Raw genomic sequence first — 23151 nt, 5'->3', positions numbered from 1 at the left:
GCGACAATGGGCGGGTGCTCCCCCTCGACACCGCCCCGCGCCCCCGGCTCCCCTCCCCGCTGGTGGCCGCGGAGGACGAGCGCTTCGCCCGGCACGGTGTACGGCTGCTGCTCAAGCGGGACGACCTGGTCCACCCCGCGCTCGTGGGCAATAAGTGGCGCAAACTCGCCCCCAATCTGCGGGCCGCGGCCGGCCGCCCCCTGCTCACCTTCGGCGGCGCCTACTCCCACCATCTGCGCGCCACCGCCACCGCGGGACGGCTGCTCGGCCTCGCCACCACCGGGGTGGTACGGGGCCACGAACTCGCCGGGCGCCCGCTCAACGACACGCTGCGCGCCTGCGCGGCCGACGGGATGCGGCTGCACTTCGTCGACAGAGCGACGTATCGGCACAAGAACGAACCGGAGACGCTCGCCCGCATCCTGCGCGAGACCGGCGGCGAGGGCGCCTACCTCGTCCCGGAGGGCGGCAGCAACGCGCTCGCGGTACGCGGCTGCCGGGACCTCGGCGCCGAACTGGCGGGCGCGGCCGAGGTGGTGGCGGTGGCCTGCGGGACCGGCGGCACCCTCGCGGGCCTCGCCGCGGGGCTGGCGCCGGGGCAGCGCGCGCTGGGCATCCCGGTGGTCGGCGGCGGCTTCCTGGAGGGCGAGATCGAGACACTCCAGCGGTCCGCCTTCGGGGGCCGCCGCGGGAGCTGGACCCTCGACGACCGCTTCCACTTCGGCGGCTACGCGCGCACCCCGCCCGAACTCCTGGCCTTCGCCGAGGACTTCGGCGCCCGGCACGGCCTGCCGGTGGAAACCCTCTATGTCGCCAAGATGCTCTACGGACTCCTGGCGCTGACCGAGGAGGGCGCCTTCGCCCCGGGCACCACCCTCGCGGCGGTGATCACCGGCCGCCCGCCGAACGCACCCCCGCCGGGAGCCATGCCCCAGTCCTCGGCCCAGTCCTCGGCCCAGCCCTCGCCCTAGTCCTCGGCCTCCCGGTAGGCGGCCGCCTCCTCCAGGTCCAGGCGCCGCAGCAGGGTGCGCAGCATCTCGTCGTCGATGTAGCGGCCGTCGCGCAGCTTCACGAAGACCTCGCGCTCGGACTCGATCATGGCGCGGGCCAGGCGCCGGTAGGTCTCGTCCGCGCTCTCGCCGGTCACCGGGTTCACCGCGCCGAGCCGCTCCCAGACGGCGTTGCGGCGGCGCTCCAGGACGGTGCGCAGGCGCTCCGCGAGCGGGGCGGGCAGCTGGTTGCGCTCGTCCGCGAGGAGGGCGTCGAGCCGCTGCTCCGCCGCCCTGGACGCCTGGGCCTGGGCCTGCGCCTCGGCCAGCGTCTCCTGGCGCCGGTCCCGGCCGGGCAGTCGCAGCAGCCGGATCAGCGCGGGCAGGCTCAGCCCCTGGACGACCAGGGTGCCGATGACGGTGGTGAAGGTGAGGAAGAGCACCAGATTGCGGGCCGGGAAGTCCTCGCCGTCGTCCAGGGTCAGCGGGACGGAGAAGGCGATGGCGAGCGAGACCACGCCGCGCATCCCGGCCCAGGCGATCACGAAGGCGCCCTGCGGGGTGGGGTCCTCCTCGCGTTCCCGCACCCGCCGGGACAGGCGCGGCAGATAGGCCGCCGGATAGACCCAGACGAAGCGCGCCGCCACGACCACCAGGAAGAGCGCGAGCGCGTACCAGAGGGCCTCCCCGGCCCCGTACGCCCCCAAGTCCTTGAGTACGAACGGGAGTTGGAGGCCGATGAGGGCGAAGACGGAGGACTCCAGGATGAAGGCGACCATCTTCCAGACCGCGGCCTCCTGGAGCCGGGTCGCGAAGTCGACCTGCCAGGCGCGGTGGCCGAGGTAGAGGGCGACGACGACCACCGCGAGCACCCCCGAGGCGTGCACCCGCTCGGCGACCGCGTAGGCCACGAAGGGGATGAGCAGCGAGAGGGTGTTCTGCAGCAGGGCCTCGGTCAGCCGGGTGCGCAGCCAGTGCAGCGGGACCATCAGGAGCAGCCCGATCCCGACGCCGCCGACCGCGGCGAGCAGGAACTCGCCGATGCCGCCGGCCCAGCTGGCCCCCTCGCCGACCGCCGCGGCGAGGGCGACCTTGAAGGCGGTGATCGCGGTGGCGTCGTTCACCAGCGACTCACCCTGGAGGATCGTGGTGATCCGCGAGGGCAGCCCGGCCCGGCGGGCGACCGCGGTGGCGGCGACCGCGTCCGGCGGCGCCACCACCGCGCCGAGGACCAGCGCCGCGGTGAGCGGCAGATCCGGTACGAGGAGGTAGGCGGCCCAGCCCACGACCAGCGTCGCGAAGAGCACGTAGCCGACCGAGAGCAGGGCCACCGGCCGCAGTTGGGCCCGCAGGTCGAGATAGGAGCTGTCGCTCGCCGCGGTGTACAGCAGCGGCGGCAGCACCAGCGGCAGGATCACCTCCGGGTCGAGGGTGTACTCCGGGACGCCGGGCAGGTACGAGACGGCGAGCCCGGCCGCGACGAGCACCAGCGGCGCGGAGACGCGGGTGCGGCGGGCGGCCCCGGCCACCGCGGCGCTGCCCGCGACCAGGAAGAGGACTGGCAGGGCGTCCATGGCTGTTGACCGGCTCCTCTCGGCGGGGCGTCGTACGGTGGACATCATGAACGAGTGCTCGCACATCGACGCGCTGCCGCACCCCGAACCGGAGGCGCTGGGCGAAACCTGCCGGGAGTGCGCCGAGACGGGCACCCACCCGGTCCAACTGCGCAAGTGCCTCTCCTGCGGGCACATCGGCTGCTGCGACTCCTCACCGCTGCGGCACGCCTCCGCGCACGCCCGCGAGAGCGGCCACCCGGTGATGCGCAGCTTCGAGAAGGGCGAGGACTGGCGCTGGTGCTTTACGGACAACGTCCTCGTCTGAAGCGGCCTGAACCGTCCGGTGGGGGCGCGTGAAGATTCACCGCGCCGTGGTGTGGGTACGTCAATCCGGCGCATGCGCTTCGTATTTGGCCCCGCACACCCCTAGCCACTGTGTGTACTCATTGACTTACCATGAGTGACAGAACGGGCCGGGGTCCGCGGGACAGAGCAGTCGGGATCGCGATAGCGTCACCGCTGCACCACGTATCGCATCAGCCGGGAGGAGACTCCCGGTCCCCGGATGATCTTGTACCACCTTGGAGGTGAGGGTGTCCCAGATCGCAGGCGAGCCCGCGACCCAGGACTTCGTCGAAGTCCGGCTGCCGGCTGAGGGTGCCTACCTGTCGGTGCTGCGGACGGCGACCGCCGGCCTCGCAGCGCGTTTGGACTTCACCCTCGACGAGATCGAGGACCTGCGTATCGCCGTGGACGAGGCCTGCGCGATCCTGCTCCAGCAGGCCGTGGAGGGTTCGGTCCTCAGCTGCGTCTTCCGGCTCGTGGACGACTCGCTCGAAGTCACCGTCTCCGCGCCGACCACCGACGGACGGGCCCCGGAGCGGGACACCTTCGCCTGGACCGTGCTCTCGGCACTGGCGGGCAAGGTCGACTCCTCGGTGGCGGAGGACAACACCGTTTCGATCAGCCTCTACAAACAGCGCGGCGCGGGAGTCGCACCGGCGTGAGGAACGGGGACGGGCCTGTGCGCGACGACGAGCACGGCACACGAGGGCAGCCCGCGGGCGGCCACGGCGGCCAGGACGGGACCGAGGGCCGCGGCGGGACGCGGCGCGGTCCGCGCGGCATCCCCGAGCAGCAGGCCCGGCCGCACCCGGAGGGCCACTCCCCGGAGGCGACCGGGGAGCTGCGGGAGGGACAGGGCGGCACGGGCGGGTCGGCCCCCGGCAAGGCGACGGGGGCGCCTCCCGGCGACGGCCGGGAAAGGGCGGGAAGCATGAACGAGCACGAGCGGCGCGGCGGCCGGTCGCCCCAGCAGGGCCGGACGGCGCACGATCCGCACGACCGCAGCGGTGCGCGGGATCTGTTCATAGAGCTGCGCACGCTCTCCGACACCACCCCCGAGTACGCGGAACTGCGCAACCGCCTGGTGCGCATGCACCTGCCGCTGGTGGAGCATCTCGCCCGCCGCTTCCGCAACCGCGGCGAGCCGCTCGACGATCTGACCCAGGTCGCCACCATCGGCCTGATCAAGTCCGTGGACCGCTTCGACCCGGAGCGCGGGGTGGAGTTCTCCACCTACGCGACCCCGACGGTGGTCGGCGAGATCAAGCGGCACTTCCGCGACAAGGGCTGGGCGGTACGCGTCCCGAGGCGGCTCCAGGAGCTGCGGCTCTCGCTGACCACGGCCACCGCGGAGCTGTCCCAGAGGCACGGCCGCTCCCCCACCGTGCACGAGCTGGCGGAGAAGCTCGCCATCTCCGAGGAGGAGGTCCTGGAGGGGCTCGAATCGGCCAACGCCTATTCGACGCTCTCCCTGGACGTGCCCGACACCGACGACGAGTCGCCCGCGGTGGCGGACACCCTAGGCGCGGAGGACGAGGCGCTGGAGGGCGTCGAGTACCGCGAGTCCCTCAAGCCGCTCCTGGAGGACCTGCCGCCCCGCGAGAAGCGCATCCTGCTGCTGCGGTTCTTCGGCAACATGACCCAGTCGCAGATCGCCCAGGAGGTCGGCATCTCGCAGATGCACGTCTCCCGGCTGCTCGCCCGCACCCTCGCGCAGCTGCGGGAGAAGCTCCTCGTCGAGGAGTAGCCGCGCGGCACGCCGCGCAACCGTTTCGGCCCGGGCCCCGCACCGCGGGAACCCGGGCCGAGTCGTGTCCGCCCGGCTCAGCCGCCGTCGCGCTTCCCGGCCTCGTCCCCGGGGGCCCGGCCCGGGCCCCGGATGCCGAGGGCGCGGGTGGTGTCGGCGTGCACGAGCAGCACGAGCACGGCGACCGCGGCCACCGCGAGCGCGATACCGCCGGGGATCGTCGCGCTGTCCGCCTGGAGCAGCGTCCAGGCCACCGGCAGCGCCATGATCTGGGTGATGATCGCCGGGCCCCGGCTCCAACTGCGCTGCCGCAGCAGCCCCCGGGCCGCGATCAGCGGCAGCAGGGCGAGCACGATCAGGGTGACGCCGCCGGTGGCCGCCTGGGAGCGGTCCTCGGGGTCGCCGGTCAGTCCGCGGACGAGCAGATAGACGCCGCCGACGAGGAGCGCGAGCCCCTCCAGGGCGGCGAGCACGGCGGCGGCCGTCAGGCGGCCGGGACGGGGCCCCTCGGCCCCGGTGTCCGGCGTGCCCTCCGCCGCGCTGCCAGCCGGGGCATCCGCGTCCCGCGGCGCGGGCACGGCGCTCTTCGCGTCCGCGGCTTTCGCGGCGCTCCTCGCGTTCGTAGCTTTCGCGGCGCTCTTCGCGGCCGTCGCGCCGGTCGCCTTCGTGGCGCTCTTCGGGCCCTGCGCCGCCTTCGCGGTGCCCTTCGGGCCCGGCGCGCTCCGCTCCTGCCGCGTGCGCTTCGCGGCCGGCGCGGCGGCGGGTTTCGCGGCGGGGCGGGCGGCGGGTTTCGGCTTCTTGCTCACCCCAGCAGGGTAACCGCGGCCCTCCTCCGGGCCCCACCTCGGTGCAGAGCGGGTACCCCCGAGTAGGTACGCTGCATGACATGCGTGCCCTTCTCGTCGCCAACCCGGCAGCCACCACCACGAGTGCGCGCACCCGTGACGTCCTCATCCACGCGCTGGCGAGCGAGATGAAGCTCGACGCCGTCACCACCGAGTACCGCGGCCACGCCTGGGATCTCGGGCGGCAGGCGGCGGAGGGCGGCGAGGTCGACCTGGTGGTCGCGCTCGGCGGCGACGGCACCGTCAACGAGGTCGTCAACGGACTGCTCCACGAGGGCCCCGACCCGGAGCGGCTGCCCCGGCTCGCGGTGGTGCCCGGCGGTTCCACCAACGTCTTCGCACGGGCGCTCGGCCTGCCCAACGACGCGGTCGAGTCCACCGGGGCGCTGCTCCAGGCCCTGCGCGAGGGCAGCGAGCGCACGGTCGGACTCGGCCTCGCCGCCGGTACGCCCGGCACCGCCGACGAGTCGGTCCCGGCCCGGTGGTTCACCTTCTGCGCGGGCTTCGGTTTCGACGCGGGGGTCATCGGCCGGGTCGAACAGCAGCGCGAGCGCGGCCGGAAGTCGACCCACGCGCTCTACCTCCGCCAGGCGCTGCGGCAGTTCTTCGACGACGAGCACCGCCGCAACGGCACCATCACCCTGGAGCGGCCCGGCGAGGACCCGGTGGCGGACCTGGCGATGTCCATCGTCTGCAACACCTCACCCTGGACTTTCCTGGGCAACCGCCCGGTCTACGCGCTGCCCGGGGCCTCCTTCGACGACGCCCTGGACGTCCTCGGCCTGCGCAGACTCTCCACCGTGGGCGTGACCCGCCTTGCCACGCAATTGCTCACTTCGTCCCCCGAGCGCGGGCCGCACGGAAAGCAGGTCGTCTCGGCCCGCGATCTGACGGCCTTCACCTTGCATTCGAAGGTGCCGCTGCCCCTTCAGATGGACGGAGACCACCTGGGGCTGCGAACCAGCGTGACGTTCACAGGCGTACGCCGTGCACTGCGTGTGATTGTGTGACTGGAAGAGACCAAACTCCTTTCAGTCGAACGTTTAGGCCAGGATCCACCCCATAGAAGTACGGCTGTGACTGAGCCGACACCGAGGAATCAAAAAAAACTTTCCGGAAGGGGTTGTATCCGCCGCCGAGGTTTGCGAATCTCTACATGGCGCTCGGGACGGCCCGCAACATCGGCCCCACAGAGAGCCGGAACCCCTCCTCAAAACACAGGACCCCACCGGTTCATCCGGCGGTCGGCCCTTCCCTTGTCGAGGGATTCGTGAAAGCGTTCACATTCACAAGCAACCCGCACGTAATACCAAGAGAGGTAGCAGCCATGGACTGGCGTCACAACGCCGTTTGCCGCGAGGAAGACCCCGAGCTGTTCTTCCCCATCGGCAACACCGGTCCTGCGCTGCTGCAGATCGAGGAAGCCAAGGCCGTCTGCCGTCGCTGCCCGGTTGTGGAGCAGTGTCTGCAGTGGGCGCTCGAGTCCGGCCAGGACTCCGGCGTCTGGGGTGGCCTCAGCGAGGACGAGCGCCGCGCAATGAAGCGTCGCGCCGCCCGCAACCGGGCGCGCCAGGCCAGCGCCTGACGCCCACGCCCCTACGAGCCCGGGCCAGGCGACGCGTACAGCGAGTACGCCTCATCCGCCCCCGAGTCGCAGCGCGCAGAACCTCCGATGCGCCCTTTGGCAATCGCCCGGCGATGCCGTAGAGCACTAGGCACAGCGAGCCCCGGACCAGATCTGGTCCGGGGCTCGCTGTCGTCTGCGCACTCCCCCGCGGCGCCCCGCCAGGCGGCCCGGCCCCGTCAACTGCCGTCCCCCGTAAGGGAGAAGACCGGCCCGGATCTCTGTGCGTGTTCACCCGGCGACCGGGTGTCCGGTTCCTCTCCGGCCGGGCCGGCGCCTGAGCCGATGCGTTCGGCCCGGGTGAATTCCCCGAACCCTCGTGCACTTTCTGTGAACGTCTCTGTGTATTCCGTGCAACTCCCGTACGGGGAAATGGTGTTCGGTACCGGGAGCGGCCAATCCCGCGCTGGAGCAGAGGAATAGAAGAGTGGTCTCGCTCACGCGCTACTTGGTGGCGGGAACGGGGATGTCGAGGATGACCTGTGTTCCCCGCCCGGGTGCGTTCACCATGTCGAAGGAGCCGCCGAGTTCGCCCTCCACCAGGGTGCGGACGATCTGCAGGCCGAGGTTGCCCGCGCTGTGCGGGTCGAAGCCCTCGGGCAGGCCCACCCCGTCGTCCTGCACGGTCACCAGGAGGCGGGCCGGGCTCCGGCCGCCGGGGGACTCGGTGGCGGGCACGGGGGCGCTGCGGACCGCGGAGACCTCCACGGTGCCCTGCTCGCCCGGGCCGTAGCCGTGCTCCAGGGCGTTCTGCAGGATCTCGGTGAGCACCATGGAGAGCGGGGTGGCCACCTCGGCGTCCAGGATGCCGAAGCGCCCGGTGCGGCGGCCGGTGACCTTGCCGGGGGCGATCTCGGCCACCATCGCGAGCACCCGGTCGGCGATGTCGTCGAACTCGACGCGCTCGTCGAGGTTCTGCGAGAGGGTCTCGTGGACGATGGCGATGGAGCCCACCCGGCGCACCGCCTCGTTCAGCGCCTCCCGGCCCTGCGCGGAGTCCATCCGCCGGGACTGGAGCCGCAGCAGCGCGGCCACGGTCTGGAGGTTGTTCTTCACCCGGTGGTGGATCTCCCGGATGGTGGCGTCCTTGGTGATCAACTCCCGTTCGCGGCGGCGCAGTTCGGTGACATCGCGCAGCAGTACGAGGGAGCCGATCCGGGGGCCCTTGGGCTTGAGCGGGATGGCGCGCAGCTGGATGACGCCCTCGTCCCCCTCGATCTCGAACTCGCGCGGCGCCCAGCCGCTGGCCACCTTGGACAGGGCCTCGTCCACCGGGCCGCGCGAGGGCGCCAACTCGGCGGAGGTGGTGCCGAGATGGTGCCCGACCAGGTCGGCGGCGAGGCCGAGCCGGTGGTAGGCGGAGAGGGCGTTCGGGGAGGCGTACTGGACGTAGCCGTCCGCGTCCAGGCGGATCAGTCCGTCGCCGACCCGGGGCGCGGCGTCCATGTCGACCTGCTGACCCGGGAAGGGGAACGATCCTGCGGCGATCATCTGCGCGAGGTCGGAGGCGCTCTGCAGATAGGTCAGTTCGAGCCGGGAGGGGGTGCGCACGGTGAGGAGGTTGGTGTTGCGGGCGATCACGCCGAGCACCCGGCCCTCCCGGCGCACCGGGATCGACTCGACCCGTACCGGGACCTCCTCGCGCCACTCCGGATCGCCCTCGCGCACGATGCGCCCCTCGTCCAGGGCGGCGTCCAGCATCGGCCGCCGGCCGCGCGGCACCAGGTGGCCGACCATGTCGTCCTGGTAGGAGGTGGGGCCGGTGTTGGGCCGCATCTGCGCGACGGAGACGAAGCGGGTGTCGTCCCGGGTGGGGATCCACAGCACCAGGTCGGCGAAGGAGAGGTCGGACAGCAGCTGCCACTCCGAGACCAGCAGGTGCAGCCACTCGAGGTCGGCGCCGTCGAGCGAGGAGTGCTGGCGTACGAGGTCGTTCAAGGAGGGCACAGGGGGAGCGTACCCGCAGGTGGCGGTGGAGCAGTCGCCGTACGGGCCCCGGAAACACCCGCGGGCCGCGGCGCCTGAGAGGGACCCTCAGCCCTCCCGGCACCGCAGCCCGGAGTTGCATCGGCGCGCGGATGTGCGGTCCGGGCCGAATGAGGAGCCGGGCAGTCAGGGCAGAGAGACCGGTTCCCCAACCGTCCTTCTGTGCGGGAAGGACGGAGACTTTACCTGAGCATTGTGGACTAGACCACTAGGCGCTGTCCACGGGTCTGCAGCTGTTTGTCGTTTTCTCTCCGGCGGTCTCCGCAGCCGCTCCCGGGGCGGACCCAGGATCTCGACTCTGTACGACCGCCGCGCGCGGCACCCGGAGGCGCGCGCTCCGCCGCAACTCTAGCGCTCCCGCGCCGGAAATAGGGGTGGTACGGCTCTTTGATCCGTGCAAGGGACGCCCCGCCCGGGCCGCGGCGGCGCCCCGCGATCCGGAGGCTGTCCGGCGCCGGACCCCTCTGCTAGATTGGTATTGGTCTATACCACAACGCTCCGCCCGACGCCCGTACCGCGGCTACCGCGACCTCACAGAACGGCAGGCCCCGCGTGGAAGTTGTCATCGTCCCCGACGCCGCCGCGGGCGGCGAGCTGATCGCCGGGGCCATCGCCGGGCTCCTGGCCCGCAAACCGGAGGCCCTGCTCGGCGTCGCCACCGGGTCCACCCCGCTCCCCGTCTACCGGGCGCTCGCCGCCCGGGTCGCGAGCGGGGCGGTGGACGCCTCCCGGGCCCGGATATGCCAGCTCGACGAGTACGTGGGGCTGCCCGCGGGGCACCCGGAGTCGTACCACGCGGTGCTGCTGCGCCAGGTGCTCGAACCGCTCGGCATCGACGAGTCCTCCTTCATGGGCCCGGACGGCTCCGCCGAGGACGTGGCCGCGGCCTGCCGGGCCTACGACGCGGCGCTCACCGCGGCGGGCGGGGTCGACCTGCAGCTGCTCGGCATCGGCACCGACGGGCACATCGGCTTCAACGAGCCCTGCTCCTCGCTGGCCTCGCGCACCCGGATCAAGACCCTCACCGAGCAGACCCGCCTGGACAACGCCCGCTTCTTCGGGGACGACATCGAGCAGGTCCCGCACCACGTCATCACCCAGGGCATCGGCACCATCCTGGACGCCCGCCACCTGGTGCTGCTCGCCACCGGCGAGGGCAAGGCCGAGGCCGTCGCGCAGACCGTGGAGGGGCCACTCGCCGCGGTCGTCCCCGCCTCGGCGCTGCAACTGCACCCGCACGCCACGGTGGTGGTCGACGAGGCGGCGGCCTCGAAGCTGAAGCACGCGGACTACTTCCGGCATACCTACGCCGAGAAGCCCTCCTGGCAAGGGATCTGACCCCCGGGCGGCTACGCCGGAGGCCGCGCTCCCCGCTCGGGGGCGCGGCCTCCGGCGTACCCGGCGCCCCCGCTCAGTCCCGCACCCCGGCGAGGACCTCGGCCGCCGCGCGGGCGCAGACCCGGGCCGCCCCGTGGGTGGCCAGGTGCAGGGCGCCCCGCGGCGGCGACTGCGGTACGCCCATCTCCACCACGACGGCCTCCGGGCGCACCGCGAGGAGCCGGTCCAGGACCTCGGTCATCCACCCGTGCCGGTGCGCGTCGCGGACCACCACGACCAGGGGCCGCTCCCCCGCCGCGGCCAGGATCTCCCCGGCGAGGGCGGCGGGTTCGCCCTGGGCGGCGCCGTAGCTGCCGCTGCGGGTGCCCGGCAGCAGGGCGCGCAGTTCGGCCGCCGGGCCCCAGGGGGTCTCCTCGCCCACCGCGAAGTTGACCGCGACGGTGAGCGAGGCCACGTAGGGCGGGCCGCTCAGCGGGGTGACCGGCTTGTCCGGGGTCGCGCGCAGCGCGCGGCGGGCGGCGCGCAGGCCGGTCCTGGTGTACGCCTCGGCGGCAGCGGGCTCCTCGGCGCCTCCCGGTGTCCCCGCGGCGCCGGGGCCCCCGGCGGCGTGGGCCGCGGTCCAGGCGGCCAGTTCGCGCACCCGCCCGGCCGCCTCGGCGAGCCGCTCCTCGGGCAGGGTGCCCTCGCGTACCGCGGCGGTGAGGGCGTCCCGCAGCCGGAGCACGGTGGCCTCGTCGGCGAGGCCGCCGCCCACGCAGACCGCGTCGGCCCCGGCGGCGAGGGCGAGCACGGCGCCCCGCTCGATGCCGTAGGTGTCGGCGATGGCGCCCATCTCGATGCCGTCGGTCACCACCAGGCCCCGGTAGCCGAGTTCCTCGCGGAGCAGGCCGGTGAGGATGCGGGGCGAGAGGGTCGCCGGGTTCTCCGGGTCGAGGGCGGGCACCAGGAGGTGGGCGCTCATCACGGCGCGGGTGCCGGCCTCGATCGCGGCGCGGAAGGGCACCAGTTCGCGGGCGTGCAGGAGGGCCTCGTCGGCGTCCACGCGGGGCAGCGCGAGGTGCGAGTCGACCGAGGTGTCCCCGTGCCCCGGGAAGTGCTTGGTGCAGGCGGCGACCCCGGCGGACTGGAGCCCCTCGACGTAGGCGGCGGTGTGCCGGGCGGCCAGTTCGGTGCCGGAGCCGAAGGAGCGGACCCCGATGACCGGGTTGCGGGGATCGGAGTTGACGTCGGCGCAGGGCGCCCAGTTCAGGTTGACGCCGCAGGCGGCGAGGCGGGCGCCGAGGGCGTGGGCCACCTCGCGGGTGAGGGCGGTGTCGTCCACCGCGCCGAGCGCCAGATTGCCCGGGAAGGCGGAGCCCTCGCGCACGTCGAGGCGGGTGACGTCGCCGCCCTCCTCGTCGACCGCGACCAGCAGCTCCGGCCGCTCGGCGCGCAACTGGGCGGTCAGCGCGGCCAGTTGACGGTCATCGGTGATGTTGCGCCCGAAGAGGCCGACCGAGACCAGGCCCTCGCCCAGCCGGCGCCGCAGCCAGTCCGGCGCGGTGGTGCCGGTGAAACCGGGCTGGAGGACGGCGAGCGCGTCGCGGTGCAGGGCGTCCGGGCGGGCCGCTTCCGTGGAGTTCATGTACGCGATGTTCCCTTCAGGGGTGCCGCTGCGGACGGCGCGGCGCCCCGGCCTCGGCTGACCTCACCACCCGGCCGGATGACCCGCGGCCGGACCATGGCGAGTGATCTGCCTCATGGTGTAGACCAGTTTGTGACTCTGGCCTGGACTTTTGGGGGTGTCAAGGGTGTATAAGAAGGCTCGCGGTACGTAATCGGGCCGCGGACGGCACGCGCGGCCCGCGCAGGGGGCCGTGTCACGATGTCCGGCACAGGCGGCGGGCACCGTGAGGGCGGAGCGTACGTCGACAGCAGGCGGCCGGAGAGGGCGGACGATGAGCACGGAGGCGGAGAGCGCGGGGCCCGAGGCGGCCCCGCACGCTGCGGCGGAGCCGTCCGGTACGGGACGTACCGCGCGCGTGCCCAAGTACTACCGGCTGAAGCGGCACTTGCTCGACATGACCGAGACCATGCCGCCGGGCACCCCGGTGCCGCCGGAGCGCACCCTGGCCGCCGAGTTCGACACCTCGCGGACCACCGTGCGCCAGGCGCTCCAGGAGCTGGTGGTCGAGGGGCGCCTGGAGCGCATCCAGGGCAAGGGCACCTTCGTCGCCAAGCCGAAGGTCTCCCAGACCCTCCAGCTCACCTCGTACACCGAGGACATGCGCGCCCGCGGCCTGGAGCCGACCTCGCAGCTCCTGGACGTCGGCTACATCACCGCCGACGAGCGGCTCGCGGGCCTGCTCGACATCACCGCGGGCGGGCGGGTGCTGCGGATCGAGCGGCTGCGCCTGGCCAACGGCGAGCCGATGGCGATCGAGACCACCCACCTCTCGGCCAAGCGCTTCCCCGCCCTGCGCCGCTCCCTGGTCAAGTACGCCTCCCTGTACACCGCCCTCGACGAGGTGTACGGGGTGCAGCTGGCCGAGGCCGAGGAGACCATCGAGACCTCGCTGGCCACCCCGCGCGAGGCCGGGCTGCTCGGCACCGACGTGGGCCTGCCGATGCTGATGCTCTCCCGGCACTCCCTCGACGAGGAGCAGCGGCCGGTGGAGTGGGTGCGCTCGGTCTACCGCGGCGACCGCTACAAGTTCGTGGCCCGCCTCCAGCGCCCCAACGAGTGAAGAGCGCCCCGCGCGGCTGACGGCTCCGGCGGCCGCCGGGCCCGCGGGGGCGGCGCCGACACCGAACCGTTACGCCCGGCATCCGGACCAGGGGTTTCGTATCGCGGGATGCGTCCCCTACATTTCGTCCGATCATTGGCCAGTGATGGGGACGGAGCCGACGTATGCCAGACGCACCCGAAGTGAGAGACCCGGTGGTGACACCGGCGCGCGTGGTGATCGCCGTATGCCTGTGCGCGCCGTTCGTGGCCCTGCTGTGGGTCGGCTCCTACGCCAAGACCGACCCGGCCTTCATCGGGATCCCGTTCTTCTACTGGTACCAGATGGGCTGGGTGGTCCTGTCGACCCTGCTCACCATGATCGCGTACCAGCTCTGGCAGCGTGACCAGCGCGGGCGCAAGGCCGCGGCCGCCGCCCGGCGCGGTGCCGAGGGAGGCGCGAAGTGAACGACGGCGTCAACGGCGTGGCACTCGCCGTCTTCTGCTTCTTCTTCGTGGCCGTCACGGCCATGGGCTTCATGGCCGCCCGCTGGCGCAAGGCCGAGAACGAGAACAGCCTCGACGAATGGGGCCTGGGCGGGCGCTCGTTCGGCACCTGGGTGACCTGGTTCCTGCTCGGCGGCGACCTCTACACCGCCTACACCTTCGTGGCCGTGCCCGCGGCGATCTACGCGGCCGGCGCCTCCGGCTTCTTCGCGGTGCCGTACACGATCCTGGTCTACCCGCTGATCTTCACCTTCCTGCCGCGGCTCTGGTCGGTCTCGCACAAGCACGGCTACGTCACCACCTCCGACTTCGTGCGCGGACGCTTCGGCTCCAAGGGGCTCTCGCTGGCGGTCGCGGTCACCGGCATCCTCGCGACCATGCCGTACATCGCGCTCCAACTGGTCGGCATCCAGGCCGTCCTGGACGTGATGGGCATCGGCGGCGGCGAGGACACCAACTGGTTCATCAAGGACCTGCCGCTGCTCATCGCCTTCGGTGTGCTCGCCGCGTACACCTACTCCTCCGGGCTGCGCGCCCCGGCGCTGATCGCCTTCGTCAAGGACACCCTGATCTACCTGGTGATCCTGGTGGCGATCATCTACATCCCGTACAAGCTGGGCGGCTTCGACGACATCTTCGCCAAGGCGGGGGACGCCCTCTCGCAGGTCAACCCGGCGACGGACAAGCCGCGCGGCTCGCTCGCCCCGGCCGAGGCGGGCCAGTGGACCTACGCCACGCTCGCCCTGGGCTCGGCCCTCGCGCTCTTCATGTACCCGCACTCGATCACGGCGACGCTCTCCTCGCGCAGCCGCGAGGTGATCCGCCGCAACACCACGATCCTGCCGCTGTACTCGCTGATGCTGGGGCTGCTCGCGCTGCTCGGCTTCATGGCGATCGCGGCGGGCGTGAAGGTGGACAACGGCCAGCTGGCCATCCCGCAGCTCTTCGAGGACATGTTCCCGGACTGGTTCACCGGCGTCGCCTTCGCGGCCATCGGCATCGGCGCGCTGGTCCCGGCGGCCATCATGTCGATCGCGGCGGCGAACCTGTTCACCCGCAACATCTACAAGGACTTCATCAAGCCGGACGCGACACCGGCGCAGGAGACCAAGGTCTCCAAGCTGGTCTCGCTGCTCGTGAAGGTCGGCGCGCTGATCTTCGTGCTCGGCATGGACAAGACGGTCGCCATCAACTTCCAGCTCCTGGGCGGCATCTGGATCCTGCAGACCTTCCCGGCCCTGGTCGGCGGCCTGTTCACCCGCTGGTTCCACCGCTGGGCGCTGCTCGCGGGCTGGGCGGTCGGCATGGCCTACGGCACCATCGCCGCGTACGGGGTCGCGAGCCCCACGCAGAAGCACTTCGGCGGCTCGGCCAAGGAGATCCCGGGCATCGGTGAGATCGGCTACATCGGTCTGACCGCCTTCGTCCTGAACCTCGTCGTCACCGTGGTCCTCACCTTCGTCCTGAAGGCCGTGAAGGCCCCCGAGGGCGTCGACGAGACCACCGCCGGGGACTACACGGCGGACGCCGGGGACCCGGGCGTACAGGAGGAACTGCCGCCCGCCACCGCGGGTTCCGCGCACTGAGCGGAGCCCCGCGGCAAGCGGGCCGACGGGCCGCCGGGATCGTCCGGCGGCCCGTTGTCGTACCCCTCGTGCACACTGCGGAGCATGGACATCCTGATCAGACCCGCCCGCCCGGCGGAGTACGAGGAGATCGGTGAACTCACCGCCCGGGCCTATCTGGCGGACGGCCTGCTGCTCTCCGGCGCGGACGACCCCTACCTGCCGGTGCTGCGCGACGTGGCCCGGCGGGCGGCCGAGGCCGAGGTGCTCGTCGCCGAGGAGGACGGGCGGATACGCGGCGCCGTGACCTTCGCCGCACAGGGGCCGTACGCGGAGCTCGCGGGCGCCGGGGAGGCCGAGTTCCGGATGCTCGCGGTCTCGGCCGCGGCGCGCGGCAGGGGCGCCGGAGAGGCCCTGGTGCGCGCCTGCGTCGAGCGGGCCCGCGCGCTGCCGGACTGCCGCGCCCTGGTGCTCTCCACCCAGCCCGCGATGCGCTCCGCCCACCGGCTCTACGAGCGGCTCGGCTTCACCCGGGCCCCCGAGCGGGACTGGGAACCGGTACCCGCACTGACGCTGCTCGCGTACGCGCTGACGCTCTGAGCCGCCGCGCCGGTGCTCCGAGCCGCCTGCGCGAGGGCTGCGAGGCGCCGCGGGCGCCGGAATTCCGGTGCGTCCATGCGACACAACGCACCACAAGATGTGGGGTGTTCCTTCGCGGGACGGCACCACATGTATGCTCGTGCTCGCTGTCGCCGCAGGGGAATCCGGTGGAAGTCCGGAACTGTCCCGCAACGGTGAACGGGCAGTCTCTGCCTGCCCCGTGAGTCCGAAGACCTGTCGACGGCGACCCGGTACGTCCGTCCCGGGTCCAGACGTCCGGAGCCCCGCGGAAGGGTGGTGGACGCGGCCTGCCGTGCCATCCGGCAGACGTGTGCCCTCCCCTGCGCGGTTCCGTCCAGCGAGGGAGAGTGACACGTGACCATCGCGCCCGCCCAAGAGGCGACTGCGACTCACCCCGAGGCCGAGGGACCCGGTGCCGCCCTGCTGCGCACCCTGACCCGGCTCACCGCCGACCTCCCCGACGCGGACTCCGGACGGGTCGCCGCGGCCGCCCTGCGCGGGCTTTCGGCCGCCGCCGACGAGGCCGAACTGCGCGGACTGGCAACGGAGTCGGCCGCCGGACTGATCTCGGAGGACCCGGCGTACTCCCGGCTCGCCGCGCGGCTGCTCACCCTCACCATCCGGGACGAGGCCGCGAGCCAGGGCGTGCGCGGCTTCTCCGGCTCGGTCGCCACCGGGCACCGCGAGGGGCTGATCGCCGACCGCACCGCCGAGTTCGTCACCGCGCACGCGGCCCGGCTCGACGCGATGATCGACACCGAGGCGGACGACCGCTTCGGCTACTTCGGGCTGCGCACCCTGCACAGCCGCTATCTGCTGCGCCACCCGCTGACCCGTCAGGTCATCGAGACGCCCCAGCACTTCCTGCTGCGGGTGGCCTGCGGCCTCGCCAAGGACGCGAGCCCCGCCGCGGTCGAGGAGGTGGCCTCGCTCTACCGGCTGATGAGCCGTCTGGAGTACCTGCCCTCCTCCCCCACGCTCTTCAACTCCGGTACCCGCCACCCCCAGATGTCCTCCTGCTACCTCCTCGACTCCCCGCAGGACGAGCTGGACTCCATCTACGACCGCTACCACCAGGTCGCCCGCCTCTCCAAGCACGCCGGGGGCATCGGCCTGTCCTACTCCCGCATCCGCGCCCGCGGTTCGCTGATCCGGGGCACCAACGGCCACTCCGGCGGCATCGTGCCCTTCCTCAAGACGCTGGACGCCTCGGTGGCCGCGGTCAACCAGGGCGGCCGCCGCAAGGGCGCCGCCGCGGTCTACCTGGAGACCTGGCACGCGGACATCGAGGAGTTCCTCGAACTGCGCGACAACACCGGCGAGGACCAGCGCCGCACCCACAACCTCAACCTCGCGCACTGGATCCCCGACGAGTTCATGCGCCGCGTCGAGGCGGACGCCGACTGGTCGCTGTTCTCCCCGGCCGACACCCCCGAGCTGGTCGACCTGTGGGGCGAGGAGTTCGACGCCGCCTACCGCAGGGCCGAGGCCGCGGGGCTCGCCGACCGGACCATCCCGGCCCGCGAGCTGTACGGCCGGATGATGCGCACCCTCGCGCAGACCGGCAACGGCTGGATCACCTTCAAGGACGCCTCCAACCGCACCGCCAACCAGACCGCCGAGCCGGGCCACACCGTGCACTCCTCCAATCTGTGCACGGAGATCCTGGAGGTCACCGACGACGGCGAGACGGCCGTCTGCAACCTCGGCTCGGTCAACCTCGGCGCGCTGGTGGACGGCGAGGGCATCGACTGGGAGCGCCTGGACGCCACCGTGCGCACCGCGGTGACCTTCCTGGACCGGGTCATCGACATCAACTTCTACCCGACCGAGCAGGCGGGCCGCTCCAACTCCCGCTGGCGCCCGGTGGGTCTGGGCGTGATGGGCCTGCAGGACGTCTTCTTCAAGCTGCGGCTGCCCTTCGACTCCGCCGAGGCCCGGGAGCTGTCCACCCGGATCGCCGAGCGCATCATGCTCGCCGCCTACGAGACCTCCGCCGAGCTGGCCGAGCGGGAGGGCCCGCTGCCGGCCTGGGAGCAGACCCGCGCGGCCCGCGGCGTGCTGCACCCGGACCACTACGACACCACGGCGGCCTGGCCGGAGCGCTGGTCCGCGCTGCGCGCCCGGATCGCCCGTACCGGCATGCGCAACGCGCTGCTCCTCGCGATCGCGCCGACCGCGACCATCGCCTCCATCGCGGGCGTCTACGAGTGCATCGAGCCGCAGGTCTCCAACCTCTTCAAACGCGAGACGCTCAGCGGGGAGTTCCTCCAGGTCAACTCCTACCTGGTGGACGAGCTGAAGGCGCTCGGCGTCTGGGACGCCCGCAGCCGGGAGGCGCTGCGCGAGGCGGGCGGCTCGGTGCAGGGCTTCGCCTGGATCCCCGCCGAGGTGCGGGCGCTGTACCGCACGGCCTGGGAGATCCCGCAGCGCGGACTCGTCGACATGGCCGCCGCGCGCACCCCGTATCTGGACCAGTCGCAGTCGCTGAACCTCTTCCTGGAGACGCCGACCATCGGCAAGCTCTCCTCGATGTACGCCTACGCCTGGAAGCAGGGGCTGAAGACCACGTACTACCTGCGCTCGCGACCGGCGACCCGGATCGCGCGCGCCGCCCAGGGCACCGGTCGGGCCGCCGAGCCCGCCGCGCTGCCCGCGCAGGTGACCGACGAGAGCGCCGTCGCCTGCTCCCTGGAGAACCCCGAGTCCTGCGAGGCCTGCCAGTAATGACCGCCGTACACCCCGACGCCGAAGCCCGGGCGGCCGCGAAGCAGCCGCGCAATCTGCTCGACCCCGGTTTCGAGCTGACCCTGCGGCCGATGCGCTACCCCGACTTCTACGAGCGCTACCGGGACGCGATCAAGAACACCTGGACCGTCGAGGAGGTGGACCTCCACTCGGACGTCGCCGACCTGGCGAAGCTGTCCGCGGGCGAGCGCCACATGATCGGCCGCCTGGTGGCCTTCTTCGCCACCGGTGACTCGATCGTCGCCAACAACCTGGTCCTGACGCTCTACAAGCACATCAACTCCCCCGAGGCGCGGCTGTATCTGAGCCGCCAGCTCTTCGAGGAGGCCGTGCACGTCCAGTTCTATCTGACGCTGCTCGACACCTATCTGCCCGATCCCGAGGACCGGGCGGACGCCTTCGCCGCGGTGGAGAACATCCCGTCCATCCGCGAGAAGGCCTCCTTCTGCTTCCGGTGGATGGACTCGGTGGAGAAGATCGAGAGCCTGCAGACCCGCGCCGACCGGCGCCGCTTCCTGCTCAACCTGATCTGCTTCGCCGCCTGCATCGAGGGGCTCTTCTTCTACGGGGCCTTCGCCTACGTCTACTGGTTCCGCTCCCGCGGGCTGCTGCACGGCCTCGCCACCGGCACCAACTGGGTCTTCCGCGACGAGACGATGCACATGTCCTTCGCCTTCGAGGTGGTGGACACCGTCCGCAAGGAGGAGCCGGACCTCTTCGACGAGGAGCTGACGCGGCAGGTCACCGACATGCTGAAGGAGGCCGTCGAGGCGGAGCTGCAGTTCGCGCGCGATCTGTGCGGGGACGGGCTGCCCGGGATGAACACCGAGTCGATGCGGCAGTACCTGGAGTGCGTGGCCGACCAGCGCCTCCAGCGGCTCGGCTTCGCGCCGGTGTACGGCTCGGAGAACCCCTTCTCCTTCATGGAGTTGCAGGGCGTCCAGGAGCTGACCAACTTCTTCGAGCGCCGCCCCTCCGCGTACCAGGTGGCGGTCGAGGGCTCGGTCTCCTTCGACGACGACTTCTGATCCGGCCGCCGGTGCCCCCGTCCCCTCGCACGCGTACGGGGCCGGGGGCACCGGTGCGTCTCAGCGCCGCTCGGCGCGAAGCAGCAGGCGCTTGGGGTGCAGGGTGATGCCGATCCGGGTCCTCGGGTCGGTGCCCTCCACCGGGGTCAGCCGCCAGCGGGGTACCACGGTGGCCAGGATCAGCGCGAGTTCGGTCATGCTGAAGTGATCGCCCGGGCACTTTCTGTTGCCCACACTGAAGGGCATCATCGCGAACTGCGGTACCTCCGAGGCGCGTTCGGGAAGCCAGCGGTCCGGATCGAATGCGAGATGCTGTGCGAAGGATCGCGGATCGCGTTGCATTGCATACACGCTGTAGACGACGTCCGCTCCGGCCGGAATGGCATACCCGCCCAGTGAGGTCTCGGCCACGGAACGTCGCGTGAAAATCCACGCGGCGGGGCGTATGCGCATCGCCTCGGTGATGACATTCCGGGTGTGCACCAGCTTCTTCAGGTCCGCGAATGCCGGCCGCCCTTCCGGTGCGACGGATTCCACTTCCTCGACCAACCGGCTTTCCTGCACCGGATGTTGTGTCAGCAACCAGAATGTCCAGGACAGAGTGGAGGCGACATTCTCCGCTCCCGCGACGACGAGCGAGACCACATGGTCGTGGATCTCGGCGTGGCTGAGCGGGGCGCCGGATTCGTCGGTGGCGTCCAGCAATACGGCGAGCAGGTCCTGGTGGCCGGAGCCCGCGGCGCGGCGCTCCTCGATGATCTCGTCGACCAGGGCGTGCAGATCGGCCAGGGCCCCGGCGAAGCGGCGGTTGGCGGGGGTGGGCACCCGGTGCAGCGGGCCCGCGGAGAGCACCATCCGCCGGTAGAGGCCCTCGAAGACGGTGTGCAGCGACTCGCTGATCCGGTCGGCCTTCTCGCCGATGGAGTCCACTTCGAGCAGCGAGCGGGAGACGATCCGCACCGCGGTCCGGAACATCTCGGCGCCCACGTCGACGGTGCCGCCGTCCTCCCAGCGCGCGGCGGTCGCCCGGGCCTCCTCGGCCATCACGGCGGCGTAGTCGGCGATGCGCTCGGGCCGGAAGGCGGGCTGCATCATGCGCCGCTGGCGCCGGTGCGGCTGCCCGTTGCTGGTGGCGACGCCCTTGCCGAGCAGGACTTCGAGGGTCTCCCAGAGCGGGCCGCCCACCTCGTAGTCGGGGCTCTTGAGGAGCGCGCCGACCAGCTCGGGCGCGGTCACCGCGTACGCCGTCCTGGGGCCGAGCCGCAGCCGGACCACCTCGCCGTGGTCGCGCAGCCGGCTCAGGAAGTCGAGCGGGTCGCGGACCAGGTTCCAGGCGTGGCCGAGCAGCGGGGCGCCGCCGGGGACGAGCGGGGGCGGGGGCAGTTGCTCCCGGGGGGCCGACCCGGACCTGAGGGCGGATTCGACGCTCATTTCCCACCTGCCGATTCACTGAGGTACGGGGGCGTGGAACTGTCCTCCCAGTTCTCCACGCGATAACGGCCGGATTCATGGTGGAACCAGTAGACGGAGGAGAACCAGTTCCGCATGTTGAAAAGACAGGCCCGTACTCCGGCGCCGATCTCCCGGGCCCGCGGATTGTTCTGCACGGTCAATTCCCGCGCGTAGCGGATAACTTCGCCCTCGGCCACCAGAAATTCCGCGATGCAGATGCGAACACGCCTGCGCACTTCCGTCACCGCTTCTTCGAGCGATAATCCCTCGTGGTGGATGAGGCTGATTCCGAGATTGTGCACCTCGTCGCCCGCGAGTTCCTTGGGCAGCGAGCAGAGGTCGTTGTACCAGGCGGAGAAATCCTGTGAGGCGAGCGCCGCCCGCCGAAATGCCGGGTGGGTGCGCACGGATTCGGGGAGTTCGCAGACGGCGGCCTGTTCGAGGAGGTCCAGCCATATCCAGTGGGCGAAGGTGTGGCGGCGCAGCTCCACATAGTCCTCGACCCCGGGCACGGTGCCGGTGCGCCGGTTGCCGAACTCCCGGTCGTAGGCGTCGATCACCGCGTGGAAGTGCCGGGCGAAGCGGGCGTTCCAGGCCTCGCTCATCGGCGCGAAGAGCCGCAGCAGGCACTCGGCGAAGGCCGCCACCAGGGGATCACCGTGCCGCAGGTGTCGCCCGGGGGCGTCCAGGGCCGCGTGCAGGTGCCGGTGCAGGCGCTGCCAGGCGAAGGTGCGCCCGTGCACCGCGTCCCGGTCGTGCCGGTCGTCCCAGACGAAGAACCAGGTGCTGAAGTCCCCGATGGCGCCGAGGACTTGGTCGGGGGCGCCGACGTAGTACCCGGCCACCAGGTCGGTGTAGCAGAGGCTGTCGGCGAACAGCTCCACCTTCGCGGGCGACATCAGCCGCCTTTCGAGCAGCCAGGCGCGGGAGTTCTCCTGGAGGTGCGGCCAATACGGATGCATATGCCGCGGAAATGCTTCCTCGATCACCCTCAGGCGAAGGGCGGACGGCACCTCCGCCGCCTGCCGCCGTTCCTCGCGTTCCGTGGCGTGTGGATAAGCAGCCATGAAGAAACCCCTCTCGCCGCTTGAAGGCGCGCGTACGACCCCGCCGTACCCGAGTGCGCGCCGTTGCGTACCCGCGCTTTCTATTCAGCACCACAACCGCCCCCGCTGGGAACACATTCGCGCCACTCACCACCCCCACTGCCGAGAACGTCCCCTTACGTGACAGGACGGGATCGCGGTACCGGCGGCAGGGACGCACCGCGGCCCGGCCGGGGAAGTCCCGGGCCGGGCCGCAAGGGGTACGGAAAAAGGTTCAACTGCCTTTGATCGCGGGGAAGTCGAACCGATCGGTAGGAGGTTGTCCGCGGGCCGAGGGGGCCTCAGGCGTTGGCCACCACCGGGTAGCGGGGCGTGCCCTCCGCCATCTGCCGCAGCGCCTCCTTGCGTTCCCGCTTGGAGAGCCGGTCGATGTAGAGCGAGCCGTAGAGGTGGTCGGTCTCGTGCTGGAGGCAGCGGGCGAAGTACCCCGTACCGCGTACCCGGATCGGGTTGCCCTTCTCGTCCTGGCCGGTCACCTCGGCGTAGTCGGGCCGGGCCAGCGCGGCGTAGGCGGTCGGCACCGACAGGCAGCCCTCGCTGGAGTCGTCGAGGCGGCGGCGCTCGGCGGGGATCTCCTGGACCCGCGGATTGCAGACCACGCCCACGTGCCGTACGCCCTCGTCGTCGGGGCAGTCGTAGACGAAGACCTTCAGGCCGACCCCGATCTGGTTGGCCGCGAGGCCGACGCCCTCGGCGGTGCGCTGGCTGGCGAACATGTCGTCGACCAGCCGGGCCAGCTCCTCGCCGAACTCGGTGACGTCCGCGCACTCCCGGTGCAGCACCGGGTTGCCGACGACGGTGATCGGGCGGGAGGTACCGCGCTCGCGATAGGCGCTCTCGCGCTCCTCGCACTCCTCGCTGTCCACGACGTAGCCCTCGTCGTCCACGGGCAGCACCCCCGCGGCCCGCGTCTGCTCCTGCTCAGTGTCCTGCTGCGCCATCTTGGCCGTACGCCTTCCTGGAAATCCGCGGCACGGCTGCCTGCAATGC

At 71.8% G+C, this 23151-nt stretch carries 20 protein-coding genes and 1 riboswitch; of the genes, 13 read left to right on the top strand and 7 right to left on the bottom strand.

Translation table 11 applies throughout. From position 1 onward, the window contains the following. Positions 1-14: 14 nt before the first annotated feature. Positions 15-971, top strand: a complete 957-nt coding sequence (locus HFV08_RS02360) for a 1-aminocyclopropane-1-carboxylate deaminase/D-cysteine desulfhydrase (protein ID WP_168535269.1) — start codon at positions 15-17, stop codon at positions 969-971. Here HFV08_RS02360 and HFV08_RS02355 read toward each other — a convergent pair. Continuing rightward, positions 968-2563, bottom strand: a complete 1596-nt coding sequence (locus HFV08_RS02355; protein ID WP_168535267.1) for a Na+/H+ antiporter — start codon at positions 2561-2563, stop codon at positions 968-970. The genes HFV08_RS02360 and HFV08_RS02355 overlap by 4 nt on opposite strands. Positions 2564-2609: 46 nt before the next feature. Here HFV08_RS02355 and HFV08_RS02350 point away from each other — a divergent pair, with 46 nt between their 5' ends. The 3 genes from HFV08_RS02350 to HFV08_RS02340 all read left to right on the top strand — a co-directional run bounded on the left by HFV08_RS02350 (position 2610) and on the right by HFV08_RS02340 (position 4637). Beyond that, a complete protein-coding gene (locus tag HFV08_RS02350) occupies positions 2610-2870 on the top strand; it encodes a UBP-type zinc finger domain-containing protein (RefSeq protein WP_168535674.1) in 261 nt (86 codons plus the stop codon). Positions 2871-3138: 268 nt separating this feature from the next. After that, a complete protein-coding gene (locus HFV08_RS02345; protein ID WP_040256602.1) occupies positions 3139-3552 on the top strand; it encodes an ATP-binding protein in 414 nt (137 codons plus the stop codon). Positions 3553-3569: 17 nt separating this feature from the next. Continuing rightward, complete coding sequence (locus HFV08_RS02340) at positions 3570-4637, top strand: RNA polymerase sigma factor SigF (protein ID WP_376770546.1); 1068 nt, start codon at positions 3570-3572, stop codon at positions 4635-4637. Positions 4638-4714: 77 nt separating this feature from the next. On the opposite strand, the gene HFV08_RS02335 is transcribed toward HFV08_RS02340, so the two are convergent. Next, positions 4715-5215: a hypothetical protein gene (locus HFV08_RS02335; RefSeq protein ID WP_168535672.1), complete on the bottom strand. Its 501-nt coding sequence runs from the start codon at positions 5213-5215 to the stop codon at positions 4715-4717. Between the two features lie 308 nt (positions 5216-5523). Between HFV08_RS02335 and HFV08_RS02330 the strand changes: the two genes are divergently transcribed. After that, entirely contained in the window at positions 5524-6492 is a 969-nt protein-coding gene (locus tag HFV08_RS02330; RefSeq protein WP_168535263.1) for a diacylglycerol/lipid kinase family protein, read from the top strand. 317 nt (positions 6493-6809) lie between these two features. Then, complete coding sequence (locus HFV08_RS02325; protein WP_040248489.1) at positions 6810-7067, top strand: WhiB family transcriptional regulator; 258 nt, start codon at positions 6810-6812, stop codon at positions 7065-7067. Positions 7068-7550: 483 nt separating this feature from the next. Here the strand turns inward: HFV08_RS02325 and HFV08_RS02320 are convergent, their stop codons facing one another. Further along, complete coding sequence (locus HFV08_RS02320) at positions 7551-9044, bottom strand: sensor histidine kinase (protein ID WP_168535670.1); 1494 nt, start codon at positions 9042-9044, stop codon at positions 7551-7553. Between the two features lie 600 nt (positions 9045-9644). On the opposite strand from HFV08_RS02320, the gene nagB reads away from it, so the two are divergent. After that, complete coding sequence (gene nagB, locus HFV08_RS02315; protein WP_168535261.1) at positions 9645-10430, top strand: glucosamine-6-phosphate deaminase; 786 nt, start codon at positions 9645-9647, stop codon at positions 10428-10430. Positions 10431-10503: 73 nt separating this feature from the next. Here nagB and HFV08_RS02310 read toward each other — a convergent pair whose 3' ends face one another. Next, on the bottom strand, positions 10504-12054 hold the full coding sequence (locus tag HFV08_RS02310) for a glycoside hydrolase family 3 protein (protein WP_168535259.1): 1551 nt from the start codon (positions 12052-12054) through the stop codon (positions 10504-10506). Between the two features lie 313 nt (positions 12055-12367). Here HFV08_RS02310 and HFV08_RS02305 point away from each other — a divergent pair, with 313 nt between their 5' ends. The 6 genes from HFV08_RS02305 (at position 12368) to HFV08_RS02280 (ending at position 19603) form a co-directional block, all read left to right on the top strand. Continuing rightward, entirely contained in the window at positions 12368-13156 is a 789-nt protein-coding gene (locus tag HFV08_RS02305) for a GntR family transcriptional regulator (RefSeq protein WP_040248494.1), read from the top strand. Between the two features lie 164 nt (positions 13157-13320). Beyond that, complete coding sequence (locus HFV08_RS02300) at positions 13321-13602, top strand: DUF3311 domain-containing protein (RefSeq protein WP_168535257.1); 282 nt, start codon at positions 13321-13323, stop codon at positions 13600-13602. Beyond that, a complete protein-coding gene (gene mctP / locus HFV08_RS02295; protein ID WP_168535255.1) occupies positions 13599-15227 on the top strand; it encodes a monocarboxylate uptake permease MctP in 1629 nt (542 codons plus the stop codon). The genes HFV08_RS02300 and mctP overlap by 4 nt, the downstream gene beginning before the upstream one ends. Positions 15228-15311: 84 nt before the next feature. Then, entirely contained in the window at positions 15312-15806 is a 495-nt protein-coding gene (locus tag HFV08_RS02290) for a GNAT family N-acetyltransferase (protein WP_168535253.1), read from the top strand. A gap of 133 nt (positions 15807-15939) precedes the next feature. Further along, positions 15940-16062: riboswitch (cobalamin riboswitch) on the top strand. A gap of 119 nt (positions 16063-16181) precedes the next feature. After that, positions 16182-18554, top strand: a complete 2373-nt coding sequence (locus tag HFV08_RS02285; protein WP_168535251.1) for a ribonucleoside-diphosphate reductase subunit alpha — start codon at positions 16182-16184, stop codon at positions 18552-18554. Next, a complete protein-coding gene (locus HFV08_RS02280; RefSeq protein ID WP_168535249.1) occupies positions 18554-19603 on the top strand; it encodes a ribonucleotide-diphosphate reductase subunit beta in 1050 nt (349 codons plus the stop codon). The genes HFV08_RS02285 and HFV08_RS02280 overlap by 1 nt, the downstream gene beginning before the upstream one ends. A 60-nt stretch (positions 19604-19663) precedes the next feature. Here the strand turns inward: HFV08_RS02280 and HFV08_RS02275 are convergent, their stop codons facing one another. The 3 genes from HFV08_RS02275 to def form a co-directional block, all read right to left on the bottom strand. Next, on the bottom strand, positions 19664-21034 hold the full coding sequence (locus tag HFV08_RS02275) for a bifunctional albaflavenone monooxygenase/terpene synthase (RefSeq protein ID WP_168535247.1): 1371 nt from the start codon (positions 21032-21034) through the stop codon (positions 19664-19666). Further along, positions 21031-22122, bottom strand: a complete 1092-nt coding sequence (locus tag HFV08_RS02270) for a terpene synthase family protein (RefSeq protein ID WP_210429717.1) — start codon at positions 22120-22122, stop codon at positions 21031-21033. The genes HFV08_RS02275 and HFV08_RS02270 overlap by 4 nt, the downstream gene beginning before the upstream one ends. Positions 22123-22442: 320 nt before the next feature. Continuing rightward, positions 22443-23102 carry a peptide deformylase gene (gene def, locus HFV08_RS02265; protein ID WP_040248503.1) on the bottom strand — a complete coding sequence of 220 codons (660 nt, stop codon included), beginning with the start codon at positions 23100-23102 and terminating at the stop codon, positions 22443-22445. Positions 23103-23151 lie beyond the last annotated feature (49 nt).

Origin of the sequence: Streptomyces physcomitrii (genome assembly GCF_012273655.1) — a bacterium.
Classification (GTDB): domain Bacteria; phylum Actinomycetota; class Actinomycetes; order Streptomycetales; family Streptomycetaceae; genus Streptomyces; species Streptomyces physcomitrii.
This window is presented reverse-complemented; position numbering and strand designations above follow the sequence as displayed.